The sequence below is a fragment of the Streptomyces sp. NPDC086080 genome, from assembly GCF_044540255.1.
In the GTDB taxonomy this organism is placed as follows: domain Bacteria; phylum Actinomycetota; class Actinomycetes; order Streptomycetales; family Streptomycetaceae; genus Streptomyces.
In genome coordinates this window covers 250,702-272,601 of record NZ_JBITRU010000001.1, presented here as the reverse complement: position 1 = coordinate 272,601, position 21,900 = coordinate 250,702, and the positions used below count along the sequence as shown (strand labels likewise).

Annotated in this window: 21 protein-coding genes and 1 pseudogene; 7 read left to right on the top strand and 15 right to left on the bottom strand. The window is 71.4% G+C overall.

The genetic code is table 11. From position 1 onward, the window contains the following. The 7 genes and pseudogenes from ACIF9R_RS01295 to ACIF9R_RS01265 all read right to left on the bottom strand — a co-directional run. Positions 1-1,322, bottom strand: a pseudogene (locus tag ACIF9R_RS01295) (5,6-dimethylbenzimidazole synthase); the annotation flags it as partial. Between the two features lie 370 nt (positions 1,323-1,692). Continuing rightward, a complete protein-coding gene (gene cbiE, locus ACIF9R_RS01290) occupies positions 1,693-2,904 on the bottom strand; it encodes a precorrin-6y C5,15-methyltransferase (decarboxylating) subunit CbiE (RefSeq protein WP_399972618.1) in 1,212 nt (403 codons plus the stop codon). Positions 2,905-3,031: 127 nt separating this feature from the next. Next, on the bottom strand, positions 3,032-3,670 hold the full coding sequence (locus ACIF9R_RS01285; RefSeq protein WP_399972615.1) for a GNAT family N-acetyltransferase: 639 nt from the start codon (positions 3,668-3,670) through the stop codon (positions 3,032-3,034). A 134-nt stretch (positions 3,671-3,804) separates the two neighbouring features. Then, on the bottom strand, positions 3,805-4,632 hold the full coding sequence (locus tag ACIF9R_RS01280; RefSeq protein ID WP_399972612.1) for a MetQ/NlpA family ABC transporter substrate-binding protein: 828 nt from the start codon (positions 4,630-4,632) through the stop codon (positions 3,805-3,807). 78 nt (positions 4,633-4,710) lie between these two features. Further along, positions 4,711-5,442, bottom strand: a complete 732-nt coding sequence (locus tag ACIF9R_RS01275; protein ID WP_399972609.1) for a methionine ABC transporter permease — start codon at positions 5,440-5,442, stop codon at positions 4,711-4,713. After that, positions 5,439-6,485, bottom strand: coding sequence for a methionine ABC transporter ATP-binding protein (locus ACIF9R_RS01270; protein WP_399972607.1), 1,047 nt, complete (start codon positions 6,483-6,485; stop codon positions 5,439-5,441). Before ACIF9R_RS01270 ends, ACIF9R_RS01275 begins: the two co-directional genes overlap by 4 nt. A gap of 400 nt (positions 6,486-6,885) precedes the next feature. After that, a complete protein-coding gene (locus ACIF9R_RS01265; RefSeq protein ID WP_399972604.1) occupies positions 6,886-7,536 on the bottom strand; it encodes an HAD family hydrolase in 651 nt (216 codons plus the stop codon). A gap of 131 nt (positions 7,537-7,667) precedes the next feature. On the opposite strand from ACIF9R_RS01265, the gene ACIF9R_RS01260 reads away from it, so the two are divergent. Further along, positions 7,668-8,027 carry a hypothetical protein gene (locus tag ACIF9R_RS01260; RefSeq protein WP_399972602.1) on the top strand — a complete coding sequence of 120 codons (360 nt, stop codon included), beginning with the start codon at positions 7,668-7,670 and terminating at the stop codon, positions 8,025-8,027. A gap of 1 nt (position 8,028) precedes the next feature. Continuing rightward, a complete protein-coding gene (locus tag ACIF9R_RS01255; protein WP_399972600.1) occupies positions 8,029-8,469 on the top strand; it encodes a hypothetical protein in 441 nt (146 codons plus the stop codon). Positions 8,470-8,510: 41 nt separating this feature from the next. Here the strand turns inward: ACIF9R_RS01255 and ACIF9R_RS01250 are convergent, their stop codons facing one another. From ACIF9R_RS01250 to ACIF9R_RS01240, 3 genes are all read right to left on the bottom strand, one after another. After that, positions 8,511-9,008, bottom strand: a complete 498-nt coding sequence (locus ACIF9R_RS01250; RefSeq protein WP_399972597.1) for a GNAT family N-acetyltransferase — start codon at positions 9,006-9,008, stop codon at positions 8,511-8,513. Positions 9,009-9,065: 57 nt separating this feature from the next. Continuing rightward, the gene (locus ACIF9R_RS01245; protein ID WP_399972594.1) at positions 9,066-9,578 is read right to left on the bottom strand and encodes a sigma-70 family RNA polymerase sigma factor; all 513 of its coding nucleotides are present in this window, start codon (positions 9,576-9,578) and stop codon (positions 9,066-9,068) included. A gap of 75 nt (positions 9,579-9,653) precedes the next feature. Next, the gene (locus ACIF9R_RS01240) at positions 9,654-10,823 is read right to left on the bottom strand and encodes a glycerophosphodiester phosphodiesterase (protein ID WP_399972591.1); all 1,170 of its coding nucleotides are present in this window, start codon (positions 10,821-10,823) and stop codon (positions 9,654-9,656) included. A 412-nt stretch (positions 10,824-11,235) separates the two neighbouring features. Here ACIF9R_RS01240 and ACIF9R_RS01235 point away from each other — a divergent pair, with 412 nt between their 5' ends. Next, positions 11,236-11,907: a lysophospholipid acyltransferase family protein gene (locus tag ACIF9R_RS01235; protein ID WP_399972589.1), complete on the top strand. Its 672-nt coding sequence runs from the start codon at positions 11,236-11,238 to the stop codon at positions 11,905-11,907. Between the two features lie 253 nt (positions 11,908-12,160). Here the strand turns inward: ACIF9R_RS01235 and ACIF9R_RS01230 are convergent, their stop codons facing one another. From ACIF9R_RS01230 to ACIF9R_RS01210, 5 genes are all read right to left on the bottom strand, one after another. Beyond that, positions 12,161-13,684 carry an MFS transporter gene (locus ACIF9R_RS01230; protein WP_399972586.1) on the bottom strand — a complete coding sequence of 508 codons (1,524 nt, stop codon included), beginning with the start codon at positions 13,682-13,684 and terminating at the stop codon, positions 12,161-12,163. Next, entirely contained in the window at positions 13,681-14,250 is a 570-nt protein-coding gene (locus ACIF9R_RS01225) for a TetR/AcrR family transcriptional regulator (protein WP_399972583.1), read from the bottom strand. The genes ACIF9R_RS01230 and ACIF9R_RS01225 overlap by 4 nt, the downstream gene beginning before the upstream one ends. A gap of 87 nt (positions 14,251-14,337) precedes the next feature. Continuing rightward, positions 14,338-15,309 carry an aldo/keto reductase gene (locus tag ACIF9R_RS01220; protein WP_399972581.1) on the bottom strand — a complete coding sequence of 324 codons (972 nt, stop codon included), beginning with the start codon at positions 15,307-15,309 and terminating at the stop codon, positions 14,338-14,340. Between the two features lie 332 nt (positions 15,310-15,641). After that, positions 15,642-17,072 (bottom strand): argininosuccinate lyase, encoded by a 1,431-nt coding sequence (gene argH / locus ACIF9R_RS01215; RefSeq protein WP_399972578.1) that lies wholly within the window; start codon positions 17,070-17,072, stop codon positions 15,642-15,644. A gap of 58 nt (positions 17,073-17,130) precedes the next feature. Continuing rightward, positions 17,131-18,324, bottom strand: a complete 1,194-nt coding sequence (locus ACIF9R_RS01210; protein WP_399972576.1) for an argininosuccinate synthase — start codon at positions 18,322-18,324, stop codon at positions 17,131-17,133. A 227-nt stretch (positions 18,325-18,551) separates the two neighbouring features. On the opposite strand from ACIF9R_RS01210, the gene ACIF9R_RS01205 reads away from it, so the two are divergent. The 4 genes from ACIF9R_RS01205 (at position 18,552) to ACIF9R_RS01190 (ending at position 21,857) form a co-directional block, all read left to right on the top strand. Continuing rightward, positions 18,552-19,001: a hypothetical protein gene (locus ACIF9R_RS01205; RefSeq protein ID WP_399972574.1), complete on the top strand. Its 450-nt coding sequence runs from the start codon at positions 18,552-18,554 to the stop codon at positions 18,999-19,001. 100 nt (positions 19,002-19,101) lie between these two features. Next, entirely contained in the window at positions 19,102-19,689 is a 588-nt protein-coding gene (locus tag ACIF9R_RS01200; protein ID WP_399972571.1) for a pyridoxamine 5'-phosphate oxidase family protein, read from the top strand. Positions 19,690-19,692: 3 nt separating this feature from the next. Beyond that, positions 19,693-20,397 carry a L,D-transpeptidase gene (locus ACIF9R_RS01195; protein ID WP_399972568.1) on the top strand — a complete coding sequence of 235 codons (705 nt, stop codon included), beginning with the start codon at positions 19,693-19,695 and terminating at the stop codon, positions 20,395-20,397. Positions 20,398-20,474: 77 nt separating this feature from the next. Beyond that, positions 20,475-21,857 carry a ferric reductase-like transmembrane domain-containing protein gene (locus ACIF9R_RS01190; RefSeq protein ID WP_399972565.1) on the top strand — a complete coding sequence of 461 codons (1,383 nt, stop codon included), beginning with the start codon at positions 20,475-20,477 and terminating at the stop codon, positions 21,855-21,857. Positions 21,858-21,900 lie beyond the last annotated feature (43 nt).

Here is a 21,900-nt window from a genome sequence, read left to right as displayed (position 1 = left end):
TCCACCGGCGGCACCTCGGGCACGACGCCCTCCGCACCCGGCACCGGAGCGGCCTGCGGCTCCCCCAGCACCTGAGCGGCCTCGGGCACCCCACCGGCCTGCGCCGCCCCGGGCACCTCCACCACCGGCGGCACCTCGGGCACGACGCCCTCCGCACCCGGCACCGGAGCGGCCTGCGGCTCCCCCAGCACCTGAGCGGCCTCGGACACCCCACCGGCGGCCGCCGCCTCGGGCACGACGCCCTCCACAGCGGCCTGCGGCGCCTCGGTCACCTGGGCGGTCTCCGGTACGGCCTCGGCGCCCGGCACCGGAAGAGCCGCGTCCGGTCCCTGGGGCGCGGCGACCTCGGCCGGCCCGGACTCCGTCCGGTGACCGGTCTCCGGTGCGGCGGCCTCCTCGCCCGGCAGCCCGGCCGCCCCATGCGCGTTCTCCGGCGCGACCTCCGCGGGCGGCACGGTCGCGGAGGTGTCGATGCCCGGCACACCCGTGTACGGGTCTCCGGAGGGCGTCGCCTCCGCGGACGGTGCTCCCACGGTGCCGGGCACCTGCACGGCACTGGACATCTCGTCCGGCCGGCCGTCCTCCGGTACGGCGGCCGGCGCGCCGGTCCCGGCCTCCGGCGCCCCGGAGGCAACCGGAGCCCCGGCCGTCTCGGCGTACTCCGCGGCGGACGCGCCGGCGGCGACGCCTGCCCCTTCCGTGTCCTGTACCGCGACCGCCTCCGAGGCGACGCGGGTGACGACCGCCTGGGCCGCGCCCTGCGGGTGCGCCGACGGGACGGCCGGTTCGGCGACCGGCGCCACCGCGCCGCCCGTGGCCTGCGCGTTCCAGGGGGCCGCGGTGTGCGGCGCCGCCGCCTCCCGCGCGCGCGGGATGTCGAGGTACTCGGGACCGAGGGTCGGCGGGCCGGGATGACGGGCCGGCAGATCGGCGGGGCCACGGTCGGCGAGGGAGCGGACCGGGCTCGCGGAGACATCGGGAATGGGCGGGCCGAGGTGCAGCGGGCGGCGCGGCGCGGCAGCCGCTGTCTGCGGCCGGTCCGGGTCGGGGAGCCGGACGCCGCCGAGGTCGACCGAGCCGCTGTCGCGGCCGGACATCTCGTGCGGGCCCGGCGCGTGCACGGTCTCGACGACCGGTTCGGGCACGGGCGGCGCGATCTCGTTGCCCCATGCGCTCTGGGCGCCGGGCAGCAGCAGGTCTTCGTCCTCGGCGGGACTGTCGGAGAGGTAGGTGTACGCGTCGGGCGCAAGGACGCCCGGCTGCTCCACCATGCCTGCGTTCTCCGGCAGTCCCTCGCCCGGGACCTGGCCGGTGTCGGTCATGCGTACCCCTCGCCCATCGGTTAGTGCTCCTACGACCAGCTCACCCGGAACGGCGCACCGACCGCCCCACGCTGAAGAACGAGCGTGCGTCCCCAGCGGCACGAACGGCCTGCCCGAAAAAGGCGACAAAGCCATTCACTGGCATTGTCGCGGCCGCACGGCCGTCGCGTCAGCTTGATCGGCGACGGTTCCGCTGTGGACTGCGCCACGTTGCGCGTCCTCCGGTTACCTGCCGTACCACGACCCGCCCCAAAACGGGCGCGTTTTCCGGACATTGAGCGACGAAGCGCCGGGCGTCCGGGTGCGGTACAACAATCGGCCAGCCTACCCCGCGCGGTGGGACAATCCGATCACGGGGACGGCAATCGGATCAGTTGCCGCGAGCGGGCAGCACCCCGCTGAGCAGGAACGCGACGCTCCGTTCCTTCTCCGTCCAGGCCCGGCTGTCGAGTTCGAGGGACTGCAGCAGGGCGCACTCGACCTGATACCCGTGTTCGGTCAGGTTCCGGCCGATGAGTTCGGCCGCGTCACGGGTGGCGGCGTGCGCGACGATGCGCTGCGGACGGCGGTCCGCGACCGCGGAGACCACGGCCGCTCCCCCGCCGCCGACCCGGACGACGTCCGGCTCGGGGAGGTTCTCCAGTGCATGGGGCGCGGTGCCGTGGACGATCTGGAGCTGGACCCCGTGGCGGCGGGCGGCGGAGTCGGTGCGGGCGCAGGCGTCCAGGTCACTGTCGACGGCGATGACGGCGGCGCCGGCCCGGGCGGCGTCGGTGGCGAAGGCGCCGCTGCCGCAGCCGATGTCCCAGACCAGGTCACCGAGACGCGGTCCGAGGCGGGCGAGCTGGGAGGTGCGCAGGGGTTCCCGCTCGCCCTCGCCGAGTTCACCGCCGTACTCCCCGGCGGGCAGCGACCAGCCGCGCGGGCCACTCGACGGGTCGCGTCCGGCGATCCAGCCGCCGGGCTCACCGGCACCGGGCCGCCCACCGACGACGATGACGACGTTGGGGTCGCGCCAGGTGTGGTCGGCGGCCTTGTCGGAGGTGACCACACTCACCTGTTCACGCGGGGTGCCGAGTTCCTCGCAGATGACGAAGGTGCGGTGGATCCCCTCCATCAGCAGGCCCAGTTCGGCGGGGCCGGCGTCGGGGGAGGTGAGCACCGCCACCTTGGTGTGGGCCCGGCACACGTTCACCGCGCGGCGCAGGGTGCGCGGGTGGGCGACGACCACATGGGCGTCGTCCCAGGGCATTCCGGCCCGGGCGAAGGCGGCGGCGACCGAGGAGACGCCGGGAACGACCTCGACCTCCAGGCCGAACTCCGGTGCGCGCAAGGCCCGTACGACGCCGAAGAAGCCGGGGTCGCCGTCGGCGAGGACGACGGCCGTACCGCGGTGGGCCGCGATGCGGCGAGCGGCGAGGGTGACGGACCCGAGCCGGATGCGTTCGGCGTCGGCGGGCACCTCGGGCAGTGCCAGATGGTGGGCGGCGCCGGCCACCAGCGTGGCGGCGCCCAGCGCCCCGCGTGCCGCGGCGGTCAGCGGTGAACCGTCCCAGCCGATCACCGTGACCCGGTCGGCCATCGTCGTCAGTCTCCTGGGGTTTTCGCAGGTCTCGTCGGCTGTTCCGCCGCACGGGCGGTCTGCAGAGATTACCCGGTGCGGCCGTGAACCGCTCGCCGCGTGACGCTCGGCAGCGGACTCCGGGAGGTCAGTTCCAGTCCGTGTAGCCGGTGAGCCCTCCGGTGTCGGCCAGCTGTCCGTCCGCGCCCTCGATGTCCTCGGGCAGCAGGCTCCACACGATGAAATCGGTGCGTACGTCGCTCCAGCGGCCGTCCTCGGCACGGACGTGGGCTATGCAGGCACCGCGCAGCACTCCCTCGCTGATGCACCCGATCTTCTGGGCGACCTGCTGCGACGCCGTGTTGTCGGCGGCGGTGCGCAGCTCGATACGTTCGACGTGCCGGTCGCCGAAGAGCCACTGGGCGGTGGCGAGCGCGGCCTCGGAGGCGTAGCCCTCGCCGCGCGCCCAGGGGGCGATGATGTACGACAGCTCGGTGGACCGTACGTGCCAGTTGGTCCTGGTGAGCCGGATGAGGCCGACCAGGCGCTGGGTGAGGAACTCGGTGACGGCGAGGTCGAGTCCGTGGCCGGCGGCGCGTTCGGCGGGGGCGTACTCGGTGATCCAGGTGCGGGCGTCCCGCTCGGTGAAGGGCCGGGGGGCGTCGGTCCAGGCGGCGACCTGCTCGTCGTTCATCATCGCGGCGAGGGCGGGGATGTCGTCCGTGTCCAGGGGACGCAGCACCAACCGCTCCGTGCTGATGGAGATGTCGGGGAAGGTGCTCGTCATGCGCCGCTCCGTAATCTGAGAGACCGTCGGGTGCTGCTGAACTGCCCAGCATGCAGCATGAAAGCACCGAACCGCACCACGGGGGCCTGTCCACCTCGCGGTGGGCAGGCCCCGTGGGCCGCGGGCACTCCGGATCAGAAGGAGGCGAGCACGGAACCGGCGTACGTGTCCTCGATGAACTTCTTCACCTCGGGGGAGGTGAGCAGTTCGGCGAGCTTCTTCACGCGCGGGTCGTCCTCCTGGCCCTCCTTGACGGCGAGCAGGTTGTTGTTCGGGTTGTCCTTGGCGGCCTCCAGGACCAGAGCGTCCTCGGTGGGCTTGAGGTCGGCCTCGATGGCGTAGTTGCCGTTGACCACCGCCGCGTCGACGTCCTCGAGGGAGCGGGGCGTCTGGGCCGCCTCGAGCTCCTTGAACGTGAGATCCTTGGGGTTGTCGGTGATGTCCGCGGGAGTCGCCGCGGTACCGACGCCGTCCTTGAGGCCGATGAGACCGCCCGCCGCGAGCAACTGCAGGGCGCGGCCCTCGTTGACGGTGTCGTTGGGGATGGCGATGGTCGCGCCGCTCTTCAGCTCGTCGGTCGTGCCGACCTTGCTCGAGTAGAGGCCGAGCGGCTCCAGGTGCACGTCGACGACGGACACGATGTGCGTGCCGTTCTTCTTGTTGAAGTCGTCGAGGTACGGCTGGGTCTGGAAGAAGTTGGCGCCGACCGAGCCGTCCTCCGTCGCGGTGTTCGGGGTGACGTAGTCGGTGAACTCCTTGACCTCGAGGTCGAGGCCGGCCTTCTCGGCGAGGTTGTCCTTGACGAAGGTCAGGATCTCGGCGTGCGGCACGGGGCTCGCGGCGACGACGAGCGGTCCGGAGGTGTCGGAGGCGGCGTCCTTGCCCGAGCCGCAGGCGGTGAGCCCGAAGGTGAGGGCTCCGGCGGCCAGGACGGCGGTGGTGATCTTGGCGGTGTTACGCACGAAAAGTGCCTTTCCTCGGGTGGTGCGGCCCCGTGTCGGGGAGCACGGGGAGTACAGGGGTGGAGGGTTGGAGGGGTTTCAGACGGCCTTGCGGACGTCGGCCGGCTCCCCGGCCTTCAGGAGCCGCAGCCTCGGTCCGGCGCCGGAGCGGGCGCCCCGGCGGTGCAGGGCGCGGGCCGTGTGGTCGCCGGCGAACTGGATGACCGAGATGACCACGGCGAGGATCGCGACGGTGATCCACATCAGTTCGCTGTCGAAGCGCTGGTAGCCGTAACGGACGGCGAAGTCGCCGAGACCGCCGCCGCCCACGGCTCCGGCCATGGCCGAGTAGCCGATGAGGGCGATGACCGTGGTGGTGGTGCCGGCGATCAGTGAGGGCAGCGACTCGGGGACGAGGACCCTGCGGACGATCGTCCAGGTGTTGCCGCCCATGGCCTGTACGGCCTCGACGAGCCCGTGGTCCACTTCGCGGACGGCCGTCTCGACGAGGCGCGCGAAGAACGGGATGCCGCTGATGGCGAGCGGCACGATCGCGGCCTCGCTGCCGATGGACGTGCCGGTGACCCAGCGGGTGAAGCTGGTCAGGGCGACCATGAGGATGATGAACGGCATCGAGCGGCCGATGTTCACGATCTGCCCGATGACCTTGTTCAGCACGGTGTTCTGCAGCAGTTCGCCCCTGCCGGTGAGGACGAGCAGGATGCCGAGCGGGAGCCCGCCGGCGACGGCGATCAGGGTGGACCAGCCGACCATGACCAGTGTCTCGGTACACGCCTGTTCCAGCAGCGGCCACATCTCGGACCAGGTCACTGGGCCGCCTCCTTCACCAGGACGGGCTGTTCCCGGTCCAGGACATCGATCCGCAGGCCCTGTTCCCGCAGGAAGCCGATCGGTACGACGTTGTCCTCGTAGCGGCCGGGCAGTTCGATGCGCATCCGGCCGACCTGGAGGCCGCCGACGGTGTCGATGGCGGCGCCGAGGATCGATATGTCGATGTTGTAGGTACGCGAGAGCTGGGAGACGACCGGCTGGGTCGCGCTGTCGCCGTGGAAGGTGACGTCGAGGACGGTGCGGTCGTCGCCGGAGGCCTCGCCGCCGACCGGGAACAGCGCGGCGGCCAGTTCGGAGCCGGGGGTGCCCAGGAGGTCGCTGACCCTGCCGGACTCGACGATGCGGCCCCGGTCCATCAGGGCGGCCGAGTCGCAGATCTGCTTCACGACGTCCATCTCGTGGGTGATGAGCAGGACGGTGAGGCCGAGCCGGCGGTTCAGGTCCCGCAGGAGCTGCAGGATCGAGCGGGTGGTCTCCGGGTCGAGGGCGCTGGTGGCCTCGTCGGAGAGCAGCACCTTGGGATCTCCGGCGAGGGCGCGGGCGATGCCGACGCGCTGCTTCTGACCGCCGGAGAGCTGGGCGGGGTAGGCCTTGGCCTTGTCGGCCAGGCCGACCAGGTCGAGCAGGTCCAGCGCCTTGCGGGAACGTTCCTTCCCCGACTTTCCGAGGATCTCCAGAGGCAGTTCCACGTTGTCCTGCACGGTGCGTGAGGACAGCAGGTTGAAGTGCTGGAAGACCATGCCGATACGGCTGCGCGCCCGGCGCAGTTCCCGGCCGGCACGGGGTCCGCGGCCGGCGAGGGCGGTGAGATCCTGACCGGCCACGGTCACGGTGCCGGAGGTGGGGCGTTCCAGGAGGTTGACACAGCGGATGAGGGAGGACTTGCCGGCACCGGACTGGCCGATGACGCCGTAGACCTCGCCTTCGCGGACGTGCAGGTCGACGCCGTCCAGGGCGGTGACCTCCCGGCCGCGGGAGCGGTGGGACCGATAGATCTTCGTCAGGCCCGAGGTGGTGATCACGTGGGTATCCGTCACTGTCGAGTGCACGGCGGCTCAGGAGCACCGGGCACGAGGCAATCAGGTTCGAAAGGCAGCCGGAACGGCACGGATCTCGCGGGGCGCGGCGGAGTGGGCCGCCGAGAGACGTGCGCTTTGGGCGTGGCTCGGCCGCGCGTGCGGGGCACGGGCGCGGACAGCGGCCGGCTCTCGCTTCGGGGCGCGAGGCTCAGATGGTGCGTGGGCCCTCTAGAAGGCGCGCATTCGGCACGGACACATACAACGAGCACCGGGCGGCATGGTCGCCTCGGTCGCAGGAATGCGGTCGCTCGTCGTGGTCATGCGGTCAGTAAAGCAGAGGTTCGCTCCTGACCGGATACGGCTGTCCGTATAGTGGACAGCCGTGGACAGTGGTATGCGCACGTCAGGGGCGCACGGCGATCTCCACTCCCGCGTCCGTGACCAGTGCGGACAAGGCCGAGAGGTCCTCGACGACGAGGTCGGCGGTCAGCTCGTGGGCCCGGTGGGTTGTGGCCAAGGCCACGGTCCTCATACCGGCGGCGCGGCCGGCCTGGAGCCCGGCCGGGGCGTCCTCGAAGACGACGCAGTGGGCGGGGTCGACACCGAGGGTGCGGGCGGCAAGGAGATAGGGCTCGGGGTCGGGCTTGCCGCGGGTGATGTCGTCGGCGGCGATGAGCGTCTTGGGCGCAATGCCCACGGCACCGAGGCGGGCCTCGGCCAGTCGCCGGGTGGCGGAGGTGACCACGGCCCAGCGTTCGGCCGGGAGCGCGTCGAGGAAGGTCCTGGTACCGGGCAGCAACCGCACACCGCCGTGCGGTACGTCCTCCACCTCCAGGTCCTCGATCCGGGCGACGGCCTCCGGCACGACAGGGGCGGGCAGCAGGTCTGCGGCTATCTCGGCGGCGGGCCGTCCGTGCAGCTCGATCCGCCCGAACTGCTCGGCCGTGACGCCGTACTCCCCGGCCCACCGCGTCCAGCAGCGCTGCACGGACACCAGGGAGGAGACGAGGGTTCCGTCGTTGTCGAACAGCAGGGCCTGCGCATGAATGGTCATGCCATCGACCTTACGGGCCGACCGCGCCGGGCCGGTGCGTACCGGACCGGGCACCGACGGGGGCGGGGGCTGCGGGGGCGGGGTCGGGGGCGGGGGCGGCGGGGGTTCCGGGGCGTAATAAGGTCGCTGCCATGCTTGACGTCCTGACGGTGGTGACCGGTGCCGCCGCGCTGCTGCTCGCCGCCTGGTGCGGGTGGGCCGCCTACCGTGATCAGCCGACGAAGGACTGGCACTTCATCGGGATGGCCGTGGTCACCCTGCTGGCACTGGTCCAGCTGATCGTCGGGATCGCGCAACTGGCCCGCGGCGAGAAGCCGGAGCAGGGCACGACGATCTTCGTGGCGTATCTGCTCGGCTCGTTCGCGTGCGTCCCGGCGGCCGGGTTCCTGTCGCTGGGCGAGCGCTCCCGCTGGGGGTCGCTGACGGTCGCCGCGAGCGGTGTCGTGCTGGCGGTGCTCGAAGTGCGGCTCTACGACATCTGGGGAGGCTGAGATGGCCACGGCACAGGAGAAGACGCGGGAGAAGCCGGGCCGCACCCGGCTGATCGGCGGACCCGGGCTGCTGCTGGTCTGGCTGTACGGGGTGATGGTCGTCGGCGCGGTGTCGCGCTCCGCGTACCAGATCGCCACCGAGTTCGGCCGGGCGCCGCTCGCGTACACCCTCTCGGCGCTGGCCGGGCTGGTCTACGGCTTCATCACGTACACCCTGGTGCGCGGCGGGGAGACGGCCCGCAGGGCAGCGCTGGTGTGCTGCGCCGCCGAGCTCGTGGGCGTCCTGACGATCGGCACCTGGACCCTGGTGGAGCCGTCCGCCTTCCCCGACGCGACCGTGTGGTCGGACTACGGGATGGGGTACCTCTTCATTCCCGTGCTGCTGCCCCTGACCGCCCTGTACTGGCTGCGCACCGCGCGGCCCCGGCGAACCGGGGCCTGACCGGGCCGCCGTCGCGCACGTCTTCCTCAGGTACGTCTTCCTCAGGCGGTCGCCGCGTACGCCTCCGTCCTCTTCTCCAGGACGATCATCGGTACGCCGTCCGCGCCCTTGGACGTGCCCACCCGCTGGTAGCCGACCTTGCTGTAGAGCCCCAGGTTGCTCTCGCTGCGGTGTCCGGCGTGCAGCCGGAACGTCCTGGCGCCGCGCTCGCCGGCGAGGGCGGTCTCCGCGGCCCTGAGCAGACGGGCACCGATGCCGTGCCCCTGAAGACGAGGGTGTACGCAGAGCTTGCCGATCGCGGCCGCGCCGTCCTCGGTGATCCTGCCGCGCACCGAGCCGACGATCTCGTCACCGAGGCGGGCGACGAAGACGCAGTCGCCGGCGACCTCCTCGCGCACCGAGTCGAGGGTTTGGACCAGGGGGTCGATGCGGTAGTTGCCGTAGAGCGCCGCTTCACCCTGGAAGCACAGGTACTGCAACCTGAAGATCTGCTCCGCGTCCTGCTCGGCCGCCGCAGAGATGGTCACACTCATGCCCATGTGCGCATGCCTCCCGCTCACCTGATCACCTGTTGTCCCTCACTCCTATCCCCCTCCTCAGCGCGCCGCAACCACCGGTGTGAGCAATCGCCGCAGACATCCCAGGCATCTGGAACGTTCCGGGCCGATGCTGCCCTGTGAGATACCCAACTCCCCCGCGATATCCCGGTATGTCGGATCGTGCGGCGACAGCAGGGCCGCCAGCAGCCGGGGGCAGCGGCCGGGCAGCCGGCGCACGGCGTCCCGCAGGGCGAGGCGGCGGGCGGCGGCGAGCGCGAGGCGTTCGGGATCGTGACGGCCGGTGTCGGCGGGCTCCACGGTCAGCACCGTTTCCCGGCGGACCCTGCGGCGGGCGCGGCGGGCCTCCGCACGGACGGCGTGGCGCAGCCAGCCGGGCGGGTCGGGCGGCGGGCCACCGGCGCCGAGCCGCTCCAGCAGATGCAGCCAGACCGCCTGTTCAAGGTCGTCGGGTTCGGCCCCGCAACCGGGCGCCTCGGCGGCGGCCTCCGCACTGAGCAGCGGACGGAGGGAGACGACCAGTTCGTACGCCATGACCGGTTCGGGTGTCATACGCGCAACGACCCGGCCGCTCCGGACATGGTTGCCCGGAGCGGCGCGAACTCACCCCTACCGGGGGGAATCAGGTCAGTCGTTGACGAAGTCCTCACGGGCCAGCAGCCCGGTGTCGGGGTTGTCGGTGAAGACGCCGTCGATGCCGGTGGCGAAGTACGCCCGGTAGGCGCCGAAGACGTCGCCGTAGGCGTCGGGGTCGGTGCCACGGCGGAAGTCGGCGGGCAGGAAGGGGTTCTCGTTGCGCATCGTGTAGGGATGCAGGATCAGTCCGGCCCGGTGGGCGTCGCGGACCAGGGTGGTCGGCCGGGTGAGCCTGCCGCCGGCGTCGCGCGGGATGATCAGGTCGAGGGTGGGGCCGATGCCCTGGGCGTAGGAGGCGATCTCCTTCAGACCCTCGGGGGTGACGAGGTCGGCGACGGTGCGCGGGTCGCCGGACTCGACGAAGTCCCAGGGGCGGCTGTTCGCACTGGACAGGAGCACCACGAGCGGGTTGTCGACGAGCCGGCTCAGCCGCTGCACGCCGGTCGGCTCGAACGACTGGAGGATGACAGGCGAGTTCCGGCGGTCCTTGCGGTGCTTGCGCAGGATCTTCGCGATCCGCTCCTCCAGCCCCAGGCCGAGCCCCCGGAAGTAGGTGGGGTGCTTGGTCTCGGGGTAGATCCAGACCTGCTTGCCTCGCTTGCGGGTCTGCTCGTCCTGCCAGCGCAGCACCTCCTCGAAGGTGGGGATCTCCCAGCGCCCGTTGTAGAGGGTGTTGTGCGGCCGGTTGGCGGGGATGCGCTCGACGGCGCGCAGCCGCTTCAGTTCGGCCAGGGTGAAGTCCTCGGTGAACCAGCCGGTGACCGAGACGCCGTCCAGTGTCTTGGTGGTGCGGCGGCCTGCGAACTCGGGGTGGTCGGCGACGTCCGTGGTGCCGCCGATCTCCGGCTCGTGGCGGCAGACGAGGTGACCGTCCTTGGTGGGGACGAGGTCGCCGGCCTCGATGATGTCGGCGCCCATGTCGAGGGCGAGCTGGTAGGCGCCGAGGGTGTGCTCGGGCCGGTAGCCGCTCGCCCCGCGGTGCCCGATGATCGTCGGCACGGGCAGGCTCTTCAGCCCCCGGCCGTCGCCGCGCCGGGTGCCGGCGGCGCTCGCGGTGCCGCCCAGCGCCAGGACCGGCCCAGAGGCGCCGAGCACGGCCGCTCCGAGGAGGGCTCGCCGTCCGGTTCCGCCCGCCTGTTCGTTCGACTCCCGCGTCGCCATGAGTGCCCTCCTGGTGTGCTCGTCCGGTGCGGGCCGATCGTAGGTGCGCGTCGATGACGGACGGGAGACCCCGGGCCGAACACATGGGTGAGGTTGGATGTCGTACGCACCTCATACGGATGACGTACGTCTGTCGTATTCCGGCGGGGATGTGACGGCACGTCCGATTGGGTCCGGCGCGCGGGGGCACTCCTGCGGTGTGCGGCTCCGGGCGACTTCCGTCACAGCGTGACGGCCGTGTTGCGCCCCGCTTACGGGCGGCCGCCGCAGATGAGCCCGGGTCAAGAGTGAGTAAGACCTGGGTGAACTCGCACGATCCCGATGTGCGCAACCCCCTGGGCCGCGAGTAATGTCCTCACCTGCACAGACTCATACGGCATTCACCCACGTCCGCTTCCCACCGGAGGGCCCGTTGTCCCGCTTCGCGCTCATCAAGGCAGTGCTCGGTCCGATCATGCGCCTGATGTTCCGCCCACAGGTGGAGGGCGCGGAGAACATCCCGGGCGACGGCCCCGTGATCCTGGCCGGCAACCATCTGACCTTCATCGACTCGATGATCCTGCCGCTCGTCTGCGACCGTCAGGTCGTCTTCATCGGCAAGGACGAGTACGTCACCGGCAAGGGCCTCAAGGGCCGGCTGATGGCGTGGTTCTTCACGGGCGTCGGCATGATCCCGGTCGACCGCGACGGTGGCCGGGGCGGCGTGGCGGCGCTGATGACCGGGCGCCGGGTGCTGGAGGAGGGCAGGATGTTCGGCATCTACCCCGAGGGCACCCGCTCCCCCGACGGCCGTCTGTACCGGGGCCGTACCGGTATCGCCAGGCTCACCCTGATGACCGGCGCGCCGGTGGTGCCGTTCGCCATGATCGGCACGGACAGGCTCCAGCCGGGCGGGGCGGGTCTGCCCCGTCCGGGCAAGGTCACGGTCCGCTTCGGCGCGGCGATGGAGTTCTCCCGCTACGAGGGCATGGACCGCGACCGTTATGTCCTGCGTGCGGTCACCGACTCGGTGATGGCCGAGGTGATGCGGCTGTCGGGGCAGGAGTATGTGGACATGTACGCGAGCAAGGCAAAGGCCGCGTAGCGCTGCGCTGGGCTTGTGCGGGTGTGGGTGTGGGTGCGGGCAACTGGGGTGGCGTGCGGGTGCGTTGGGGCTTGGTGCGCAGTTCCCCGCGCCCCTTGGGTGGGCTGACCAGCCGGTCGTTTTGTCAGCGCGGGTGCGTTGGGGCTGGGTGCGCAGTTCCCCGCGCCCCTTGGGTGGGGTGATCAGCCGCTTCTTTTTGGCGCGGGTGCGTTGGGGGCGGGGCGCAGTTCGCCGTGTCCCCTGGGTAGGGTGATCAGTCGGTTGTGTCCAGGTGTTGGTCGCGGAGCATGAACCAGGCGGCGGCGGCAGCTGCCAGGAGGACCGTCGCGCCGGTGCCGGCCGCCAGGGTGAGGCCGTCCACGAAGGACTGGCGGGCCGCGTCCAGCATCGGCCCGGAGATCTCGACGGGCAGGCGGGAGGCCGCCTCCACCGCGCCGCCCAGGGACTCGTGGGCCTCGGCCGGGGTGCCCGCCGGGCCGGTGAAGTCGCGGTAGACACCCGTCACGATCGAGCCGAGCACGGCGATGCCGAGCGCCGCGCCGAGTTCGTACGCCGTCTCGGAGACGGCGGAAGCGGCGCCCGCCTGGTCCCTGGGGACGCTGGAGAGAATCACGTCGGCGGTCACCGTGAACGAGAAGCCGGCGCCCAGGCCCACGACCAGCAGGGCCGCTCCGAGCAGCGGGTATCCGGTGGACTGGCCGATCACCGTGAGGGCGGCCAGGGACAGACCAATGGCGGCCAGGCCCCCGGTGACGACGGAGCGCACGGAGAAGCGTCGGGCGGCCCGGCCGGCAACCAGGCCGGCCGTCACCGCTCCGATCGCGGCGGGCAGTTCGGCGAGACCCGCCTCGAACGGGCCCCGGCCCTGGACGAGTTGCAGGTACTGCGACAGGAAGAACACCAGCCCGGAGAGCCCGAGGATGGTCAGCAGGTCGGCCAGCACGGCGCCACTGAATCCGCGGTGCCGGAACAGCCGCATGTCCAGCAGCGGTGCCGGGAGCGTGAGTTGCCGGCGTACGAAGCCGTACAGGGCCGCGGCACCCAGCAGTCCGGCGGCCGGGGCGGGCCAGGAGAGGCCGTGGCCCGCTATCTCCTTCACCGCGTAGACGACACCGATCATGCCGACCAGTGACAGGACCACGCTGGCCAGATCCCACGGGCCGGGATGCGCGGTGCGCGACTCGGGGAGCAGCTTGATACCGACGGCCACCAGGACGGCCATGACCGGCAGGTTGATCAGGAAGACCGAGCCCCACCAGAAGTGTTCGAGCAGGAAACCGCCGAGGACCGGCCCCACGGCGGTGCCCGCGGAAGCGGTCGCGCCCCAGATGCCGATGGCGAGGCTGCGTTCGCGGGGGTCGTGGAAGAGGTTGCGGATCAGGGCTAGGGTGGCCGGCATCAGGGTGGCGCCGGCGACGCCGAGCAGGGCCCGGGCGAGAATCATCAACTCGGGCGTGTGCGCGTAGGCGTTGAGCACGGATATCGCGCCGAAGGCGGTCGCGCCGTAGAGCAGGATCCGCTTGCGGCCGATGCGGTCGCCGAGGCTGCCCATGGAGACCAGCAGACCGGCGATGACGAACGAGTAGACGTCACCGATCCACAGCAGCTGGCTGCCGGTGGGCGCGAGGTCCTCGCTGATGTAGGGGGTGGCCAGGCCGAGGACGGTCGCGTCGACGGCCACCAGCAGCACGGCGAGCACCAGGACGGAGAGCGCGAGCCACCGGCCCGGGCGCTGCACCTCCTCGGTCGTGGTCTCGGGCCGCAGGGTGCTGGTCATGATGCGTTCCTCTGTGCGTCGTCGCCGGTGCGTCGTGCGCCGCCGAGCAGCAGCTCGACGATCATGTGGGTGAAGTCGTTGGGGGCCACGCGGCCCTCGGCCACCGCCCAGGCGGCGGCCGCCAGCAGTCCGTAGAGCGCCTCGGTGAGCCAGGCCGGGGTGAGGTCGATGCGGAACTCTCCGCTCGCCTGTCCGCGCCGGAACAGGCCGGCGATGCTTTCGTCGATCTTGGCCCAGTCCTCGTTCTGCTCCTCGCCCTCGAACAGCTGGTTCTCGGAGTAGAGGAAGGCGAGCAGGCCGGCGTGCGGTTCGATCCCGGCGACCAGGCGGCGTACGGCGTCGGTGGCCGGCCCCTCGTCGGGCCGGGCCGCCTCCAGGGCGGCCTCGCACTCCGCGATGCCGAGCGCCTCCAGCGCCCGGACCAGCGCGTCCCGCCCGGCGAACTGCCGGTGCAGGGTGGCGCGGCTGATCCCGGCGGCCCTGGCGACCTCGTCCATGGTCGCGGTGGACTTACGGGTCAGCAGGGCGGCTGCGCTGCGCAGCACATGATCACGGTCGACAGCCATGAGACGACGATAACGCATGTGAGACATGAATGTCTCATCCAAGGCGTACGCGTCTCATCGCGTGGGCGTCTTTCGGTGGCTGGTCGCTCAGTGCCAGGGCAGCTGTCCGCGCCGCTCCCAGTAGGCCTGAGGCTCCTCGACCAGGGCGGCCAGGCGGGACATCTGGTCGTCGGTGAGGTCGACGACGGCGGCATGCAGGTTGGAGGCCAGCTGGCTGGTGGTCGCCGCGCCGGAGAGGACGACGCCGGCCCACGGCTCCCGCAGCACGACCGCGAGGGCGACGGCGTCGGGGCCGAGGCCGGTCTCGTCGGCGACGGCACGCAGCGGCGCGGGGGCGTTCGGCGCGGCCAGCCGGCCGTTGGCCATGCCCTCCTTGACGATCACCGTAAGCCCTGCGTCACGGGCCTCGGCGAGCGCGGGCCCGGCGGAGGTCTCCAGGGCGTTGTAGGTGGACTGCACGGTACGGAAGAGGGGTTCGCCGTCGACCGTGACGGCGAGGGCCGCGCGGATGGCGTCCGCCTGGGCCGGACCGCTGGTGGAGAAGCCGACGGTGAGTCCCTGCGCCGCGGCCTCGGCGAGCCGGGCGTGCAGTTCCTTGTCGGCGAGGGCGGGGCTGTCCGGGGTCACCGAGTGGATCTGGTACAGGTCGAGCCGGTCGCCGAGGAGCGCGTCGGTCTCGGCGCGCTGACGCTCGTAGGCGGCGAGGGAGTGGTCCTTGACCTCGTGCCGCTCGGCTTCGGTCGACCAGTCGGCGGTGTAGGTGTAGCCCCATTTACTGCCGATGACGATGTCGGCGGCGTCCGGGTGGTTCTTCAGCCAGTCGGCGAGGAACTCCTCGGAGCGGCCGTAGGAGCGGGCCGCGTCGAAGTAACGCACGCCCTGGGCGTAGGCGGCGTCGAGGAGTTCGTGCGTGCGAGTGCGCAGCGCCTCGACGCCGCGGTCCTCCCCGAGGTCGTGGTCCCGGCCGAGGTTGATGTAGCCGGGGCGGCCGAGGGCGGCGAGGCCGAGGCCGATGTGGCAGGTGGGGGTGGTCGCTGTCGCCAGTCGGGCGAAGGGCATCGCGGGCTCCGTCGGTCGGTCCGGTTCGGCGTTCCGACCAACGTAGCCTGCGGTGCCGCTGCGCTCGGCCAACTGGGGCGCCTCGGGAACTCGGGTCGTGCTGGGCTGCGGCGCGTGCGGCGCCGTTGTGGCCGGTCGCGCAGTTCCCCGCGCCCCTGGAGGGCGCCGCCCTACCGCTTCTTCCCGTCGGCCCAGGCGTGCTGGACCGCCAGGTCCGCCCTTGACCTCCGCCAACTGGGGCGCCTCGGGAACTCGGGTCGTGCTGGGCTGCGGCGCGTGCGGCGGCGTCGTGGCCGGTCGCGGAGTTCCCCGCGCCCCTGGAGGGCGTCGCCCTACCGCTTCTTCACGCCGGCCCAGGCGTGCTGGACCATCAGGTCCGCCTTGACCTCGGCCAGCTGGATCGCGACCGCGCTCGGGGCCGTGCCGCCGCGGCCGTTGCGGGAGGCCAGGGCGCCGGGGACGTTGAGCACCGAGCGCACCTCCGGGGTGAGGTGGGCGGAGATCTCGGCGAACTGCTCGTCGGTCAGTTCGTCCAGTTCCTTGCCCTCGGCCTCGGCGACCTTGACGCACTCGCCGGCCACCTCGTGCGCGACACGGAACGGCACGCCCTGCTTCACCAGCCACTCGGCGATGTCGGTGGCGAGGGAGAAGCCGGCCGGGGCCAGTTCCTCCATGCGCTCGCGGTGCACGGTGAGGGTGGCCATCATGCCGGTGAAGGCGGGGAGCAGGATCTCCAGCTGGTCGATGGAATCGAAGACCGGCTCCTTGTCCTCCTGGAGGTCGCGGTTGTAGGCGAGCGGGAGGGCCTTGAGCGTGGCCATCAGGCCGGTCAGGTTGCCGATGAGGCGGCCCGACTTGCCGCGCGCCAGCTCGGCGATGTCCGGGTTCTTCTTCTGCGGCATGATCGACGAGCCGGTGGAGAAGGCGTCGTGCAGGGTCACGAAGGAGAACTCCTTCGTGTTCCAGATGATGACCTCCTCGGCGATCCGGGAGACGTTCACCCCGATCATCGCGGTGATGAAGGCGAACTCGGCGACGAAGTCCCGGGAGGCGGTGCCGTCGATGGAGTTGGCCACGCTGCCGTGCTCGAAGCCGAGGTCCTCGGCGACCGCCTCCGGGTCCAGTCCGAGCGAGGAGCCGGCCAGCGCGCCCGAGCCGTACGGCGACACCGCCGTGCGCTCGTCCCACTGGCGCAGCCGCTCCGCGTCCCGGGACAGGGCCTGGACATGGGCCAGGACGTGGTGGGCGAAGAGCACCGGCTGGGCGTGCTGAAGGTGGGTGCGGCCGGGCATGGCCACGTCCGGGTGGGCTTCGGCGAGGCCGGTCAGCGCGTCCTGGAGGTCGGCGATCAGACCGCCGAGGGTGCGGGCGTGGTCCTGCAGGTACATCCGGAAGAGGGTGGCCACCTGGTCGTTCCGGGAGCGGCCGGCCCGCAGCTTGCCGCCGAGGTCGGGGCCGAGCCGTTCCAGCAGGCCGCGCTCCAGGGCGGTGTGGACGTCCTCGTCGGCGATGGTGCCCACGAAGGAGCCGTCGGCGACGTCCGCTTCCAGGTGGTCGAGGCCGGCGATCATCCGGGTCAGCTCGTCCTCGGTGAGCAGCCCCGCCCGGTGCAGCACTCGCGCGTGGGCACGCGAGCCGGCGATGTCGTAGGGCGCGAGCCGCCAGTCGAAGTGGACGGACGCGGACAGCTTCGCCAGGGCCTCGGCGGGACCGTCGGCGAAACGGCCGCCCCAGAGCCGTACGTCACCGCTGTTGCTGCTCACTTGCGTGCTCCTCGAAGGTTCCGGCTGTCCTGCTGATGCGTGTGAGATCGTCGGCCGGTCAGGCGAGGTCGCGCTTCGCGGCGATCTTCGACGACAGACTGTAGATGTCGATGAAGCCCTTCGCCGCGGCCTGGTCGAAGGTGTCGCCCGTGTCGTAGGTGGCGAGGTTGAAGTCGTACAGGGACGACTCCGAGCGCCGGCCGGTGACGACCGCGCGACCGCCGTGCAGGGTCATCCGAATGTCGCCGTTGACGTGCTGGTTGGCCTCGGTGATGAAGCCGTCCAGGGCGCGCTTGAGCGGGGAGAACCACTGGCCGTCGTAGACCAGTTCGCCCCAGCGCTGCTCGACCTGGCGCTTGTAGCGGGCCAGTTCGCGCTCGACCGTGACGTTCTCCAGCTCCTGGTGGGCCGTGATCAGGGCGATGGCGCCGGGCGCCTCGTACACCTCGCGGGACTTGATGCCGACGAGACGGTCCTCGACCATGTCGATCCGGCCGATGCCCTGGGCGCCGGCGCGCTCGTTGAGCTGCTGGATCGCCTGGAGGACGGTGACGGGCTTGCCGTCGATGGCGACCGGCACACCCTCCTTGAAGGTGATGACGACCTCGTCGGGCTCACGCGCGACGGCCGGGTTCTGCGTGTACTCGTAGACGTCCTCGATCGGCGCGTTCCAGATGTCCTCGAGGAAGCCGGTCTCGACGGCGCGCCCGAAGACGTTCTGGTCGATGGAGTACGGCGACTTCTTGGTGGTCGCGATCGGCAGGCCCTTGGCCTCGCAGAAGGCGATGGCCTTGTCGCGGGTCATGGCGTAGTCGCGGACCGGGGCGATGCACTTGAGGTCGGGGGCGAGGGCGACGATGCCGGCCTCGAAACGGACCTGGTCGTTGCCCTTGCCGGTGCAGCCGTGGGCGACGGTGGTCGCGCCGTGCTTCTGCGCGGCGGCGACGAGGTGCTTGACGATGGTCGGCCGGGACAGGGCGGAAACCAGCGGGTAGCGGTCCATGTAGAGGGCGTTGGCCTTGATCGCCGGGAGACAGTACTCGTCGGCGAACTCGTCCCTGGCGTCCGCGACCGCGGCCTCGACGGCGCCGCAGGCGAGCGCGCGCTTGCGGATGACGTCCAGGTCCTCGCCACCCTGGCCGACGTCGACCGCAACGGCGATGACCTCGGCGCCCGTCTCCTCGGCGATCCAGCCGATGGCGACGGAGGTGTCCAGACCGCCTGAATAGGCGAGTACGACGCGCTCGGTCACGGGTTTCTCCTCACAGTGCATTCGCTGATATGCATGAGTATGCAGGAGTCCGCATGATTCGTCAATCCGCCTCTTCGGAGGCCGGGATTCCGGTCGGCTGCGACCGGATTTCGGCCGGCGCCTGAACACGCGCAACCGCTTTCCCGTATCCCTCCCCGACGCAGGCGCCGCGTCGTCCCGCCCGGCGGGACACCCGAGACACCCCCGACCCCGAGTGAGGCATCCGCATGTCCAGGGCTCTTCCGAAGTACAACAAGCGCCGCGTCGGCTTCATCGGCGGCGCCGCCGCGGTGGCGCTGACCGGCGCGGTGATCGCCGGTACCGCGCTCGCCGGCGAGTCGTCCGGAGACGGCGCCGGGGCGGACGCGCGGACACTGGCGGGACCGGGCACGATCTCCTGCCCCGACGTGGCCCCGGAGCTCCCCTCGATCCCCGCCTCCGCACAGGCCGAGGTCACCCGCAACCTCGGCGACCTCGACCAACAGATCAACGAGGCCAACAAGCGACTCGTCGACACCGTCGGACAGGGCGGACCCAACTTCGTCCAGAACGCCATCCTCGGCCCCCTCGAGGACAAACGCGTCGCCGCCATCAACCGCATCGCCACCGCCATCGGCCGCACCGCCGAACGCCCCGCCGGACTGGACTCCCTGGCCGCCTGCACGCTCGACAAGTGAGGTGACAGGCGCCGTGTGCCGCCCCGTCCACGCGCCGGCCGGGGCGGCACACGCATATTTCCTTAGACAGCCGAAAGACCTGCGCCCATAATGGTTCGACATGGGAAAGACCTACGAGCGCATAGACGGCCGCCTCCGTACGTTCATCGAGGAACAGCCGGTCTTCTTCACCGCCACCGCGCCCCTGTCCGCCGAGGGCACGGTCAATCTCTCACCCAAGGGACTCAAGGGCTCCTTCGTGGTCCTCGACGGGCTCACGGTGGCCTACCTCGACTTCGCCGGCTCCAACGCCGAGACCATCGCCCATCTGCGGGAGAACGGCCGCATCACCCTGATGTGGTGCGCCTTCCAGGGGCCGCCGAACATCGTGCGCGTGCACGGCCGCGGGGAGCCCGTCTTCCGGGACGACCCGCGCTTCCCCGAACTGCTCGCCCGATTCCCCGACATCGACCACACCACCCACGGTCTGCGGGCCGTCGTCGTCGTGACGGCCGAACTGATCCGCGACACCTGCGGATACGCCGTGCCCTTCATGGCGTACGAGAGCGAACGGGATCTGCACGCGAAGCGGTTCGCACGGGAGGACGACGCCTCGCTCGACGCGTACTTCACCAAGAAGGAGCACATCGCGAGGAGCCTGGACGGACTGCCCGGGCTGCCGTTGCCGCTGCCCCCGTCTACCGTCTGAGCCATGCGCCCAGGTGTCGCCCCCGCCGCCGTCCTCGTGTCCCTGTCCCTGCTCACGCTCGGCACCGGCGGCAGGCCGCCGTCGACGCTGCCGGAGCGGATGGCCGACACCGGGGGCGGCACCCAGCTGATCACCGCGGTGGCGCCGGGGACCGGCTCGACCTCCGGCACCCTCACCTGGTGGGACCGCAAGGGCGGCCGCTGGGTGGCGGCCGGTTCCGCGCCGGCCCGCTTCGGGGCCGCGGGCCTGGCCGAGGGCACCGGCCGACGGCAGGGCACGAACACCACCCCCACGGGGCTGTACGGCCTGCCGTACGCCTTCGGCATCGAGGCGGCCCCCCGCGGGACGACGTACACCTACCGTCCCGTACGGCGGGACTCCTGGTGGTGCCAGGACAACGACTCGCGCTCCTACAACCGCTGGAGCGAGCCCAGGGCCGCCGACTGCCGCGCCGCCCAGGCCGAGCACCTGGTCACCTACCGCACGCAGTACGCCCACGCCCTCGTCGTCGACTTCAACTACCGTCGTCCGGTGCGCGGCCGGGGCGCCGGAATCTTTCTGCACGTCAACGGGCGCGGGGCGACGGCGGGGTGCGTGTCCGTACCGAAGGACACGATGCGGAAGATCCTGCGCTGGGCCGATCCCCGACGGACACCGCACCTCGCGATCGGCACGACGGGCGGACGCACGGCGATCACCCGGTACTGAACCGGTAAGTCCTCTGAACGCGCAGGCGTGACGGCACGTATGTGTGGGCCAAGGGTCAAGTCCCCACGGAGGAACCCGTGACCACCACACTCGCCGGCGGCCGTGCCGCCCGACGCCAGACGATGCGCCGCATCCGTCCGCGCCGCTCCCCCGCCGTGCCCCTGCTGCTCGCCGTGGCCGCGGGCGCGGTGGCCGTGCTGTGGTTGTGGTGGACCAACACACCGTCCATCGCGGACACCACCGGGAAGATCATCGCCGCCGGCCGGATCACCGGTCTGCTCGGCGGCTACCTGATGGCCCTGGTGGTGCTCCAGATGGCACGCGTGCCCGCGCTGGAACGCCGGGTGGGTTCGGACCGGGTCGCCCGCTGGCACGCGATGAGCGGGCGGTACACCGTCAGCCTGGTCATCGCCCATGTCTTCCTCATCATGTGGGGCTACGCCCGTCAGGCGGGCAAGAGCCTCGGCGACATCGTGCAGCAGACCATCACCTCCATCAACACGCTGCCGGACATGGGCAAGGCCGCCATCGGCACCGGGCTGCTGTTCGTGATCGCCTTCCTCTCCATCGGCCCGATCCGGCGCCGTCTGCCGTACGACGGCTGGTACCACGTGCACCTGCTGACCTACGCGGCGGTGTTCCTGACGTTCTGGCACCAGATCACCACCGGAAACGAGTTCGCCGTCGAGCCGGCCGCCAAGACCTTCTGGTACGGGCTCTACGGCGTCGTCACCGCGCTGGTCCTGTGGTACCGGGTGATCACCCCGATCCGGCTGAACATGCGGCACCGGATGCGTGTCGCGGCGGTGATCGAGGAGACGCCGGGCATCGTGTCCGTGCTGATCAGCGGACGCAGGCTGCACCGGATGGGCGCGGAGGCCGGGCAGTTCTTCCGCTGGCGGTTCCTGGCACCCGGCATGCGCTTCAGCTCCCACCCCTACTCACTGTCGGCGGCCCCCCGCCCCGACATGCTGCGGATCACGGTGAAGGCGATCGGCGACCACACGTCCCGGCTGCGCGAGCTGGAGCCCGGCACACGGGTGTGGGCGGAGGGCCCGTACGGGGCGCTCACCGCGCAGCGCCGCAGCCGCGGCAAGGTACTGCTGGTGGCGGGCGGGGTCGGGATCACGCCGATGCGGGCGCTGTTCGAGACGCTGCCCGGCGCCGCCGGTGACATCACGCTGCTCTACCGGGCCAACAGCACGCAGGACCTGGCGCTGTGGGGCGAGCTGGCCAAGATCGCCGACGAGCGGGGGGCGCGGCTGATGTACGCGGTGAACAGCCCCGACGGGGAACGCCCGGACATCTCGGCGGAGAGTCTGCGCCGGAAGATTCCGGACGTCGACCGCCACGACGTCTTCATGTGCGGGCCGCCCGGGTTCGCACAGTCGGTGTACGACGCACTGCGCGGCGCCGGGGTCCCCGCCCGCCGTATCCATCACGAGTCGTTCGAGATGTGAGCGACGGGCCTCCGGTGCCTTGCACTGCCTATCACCCGGGTCA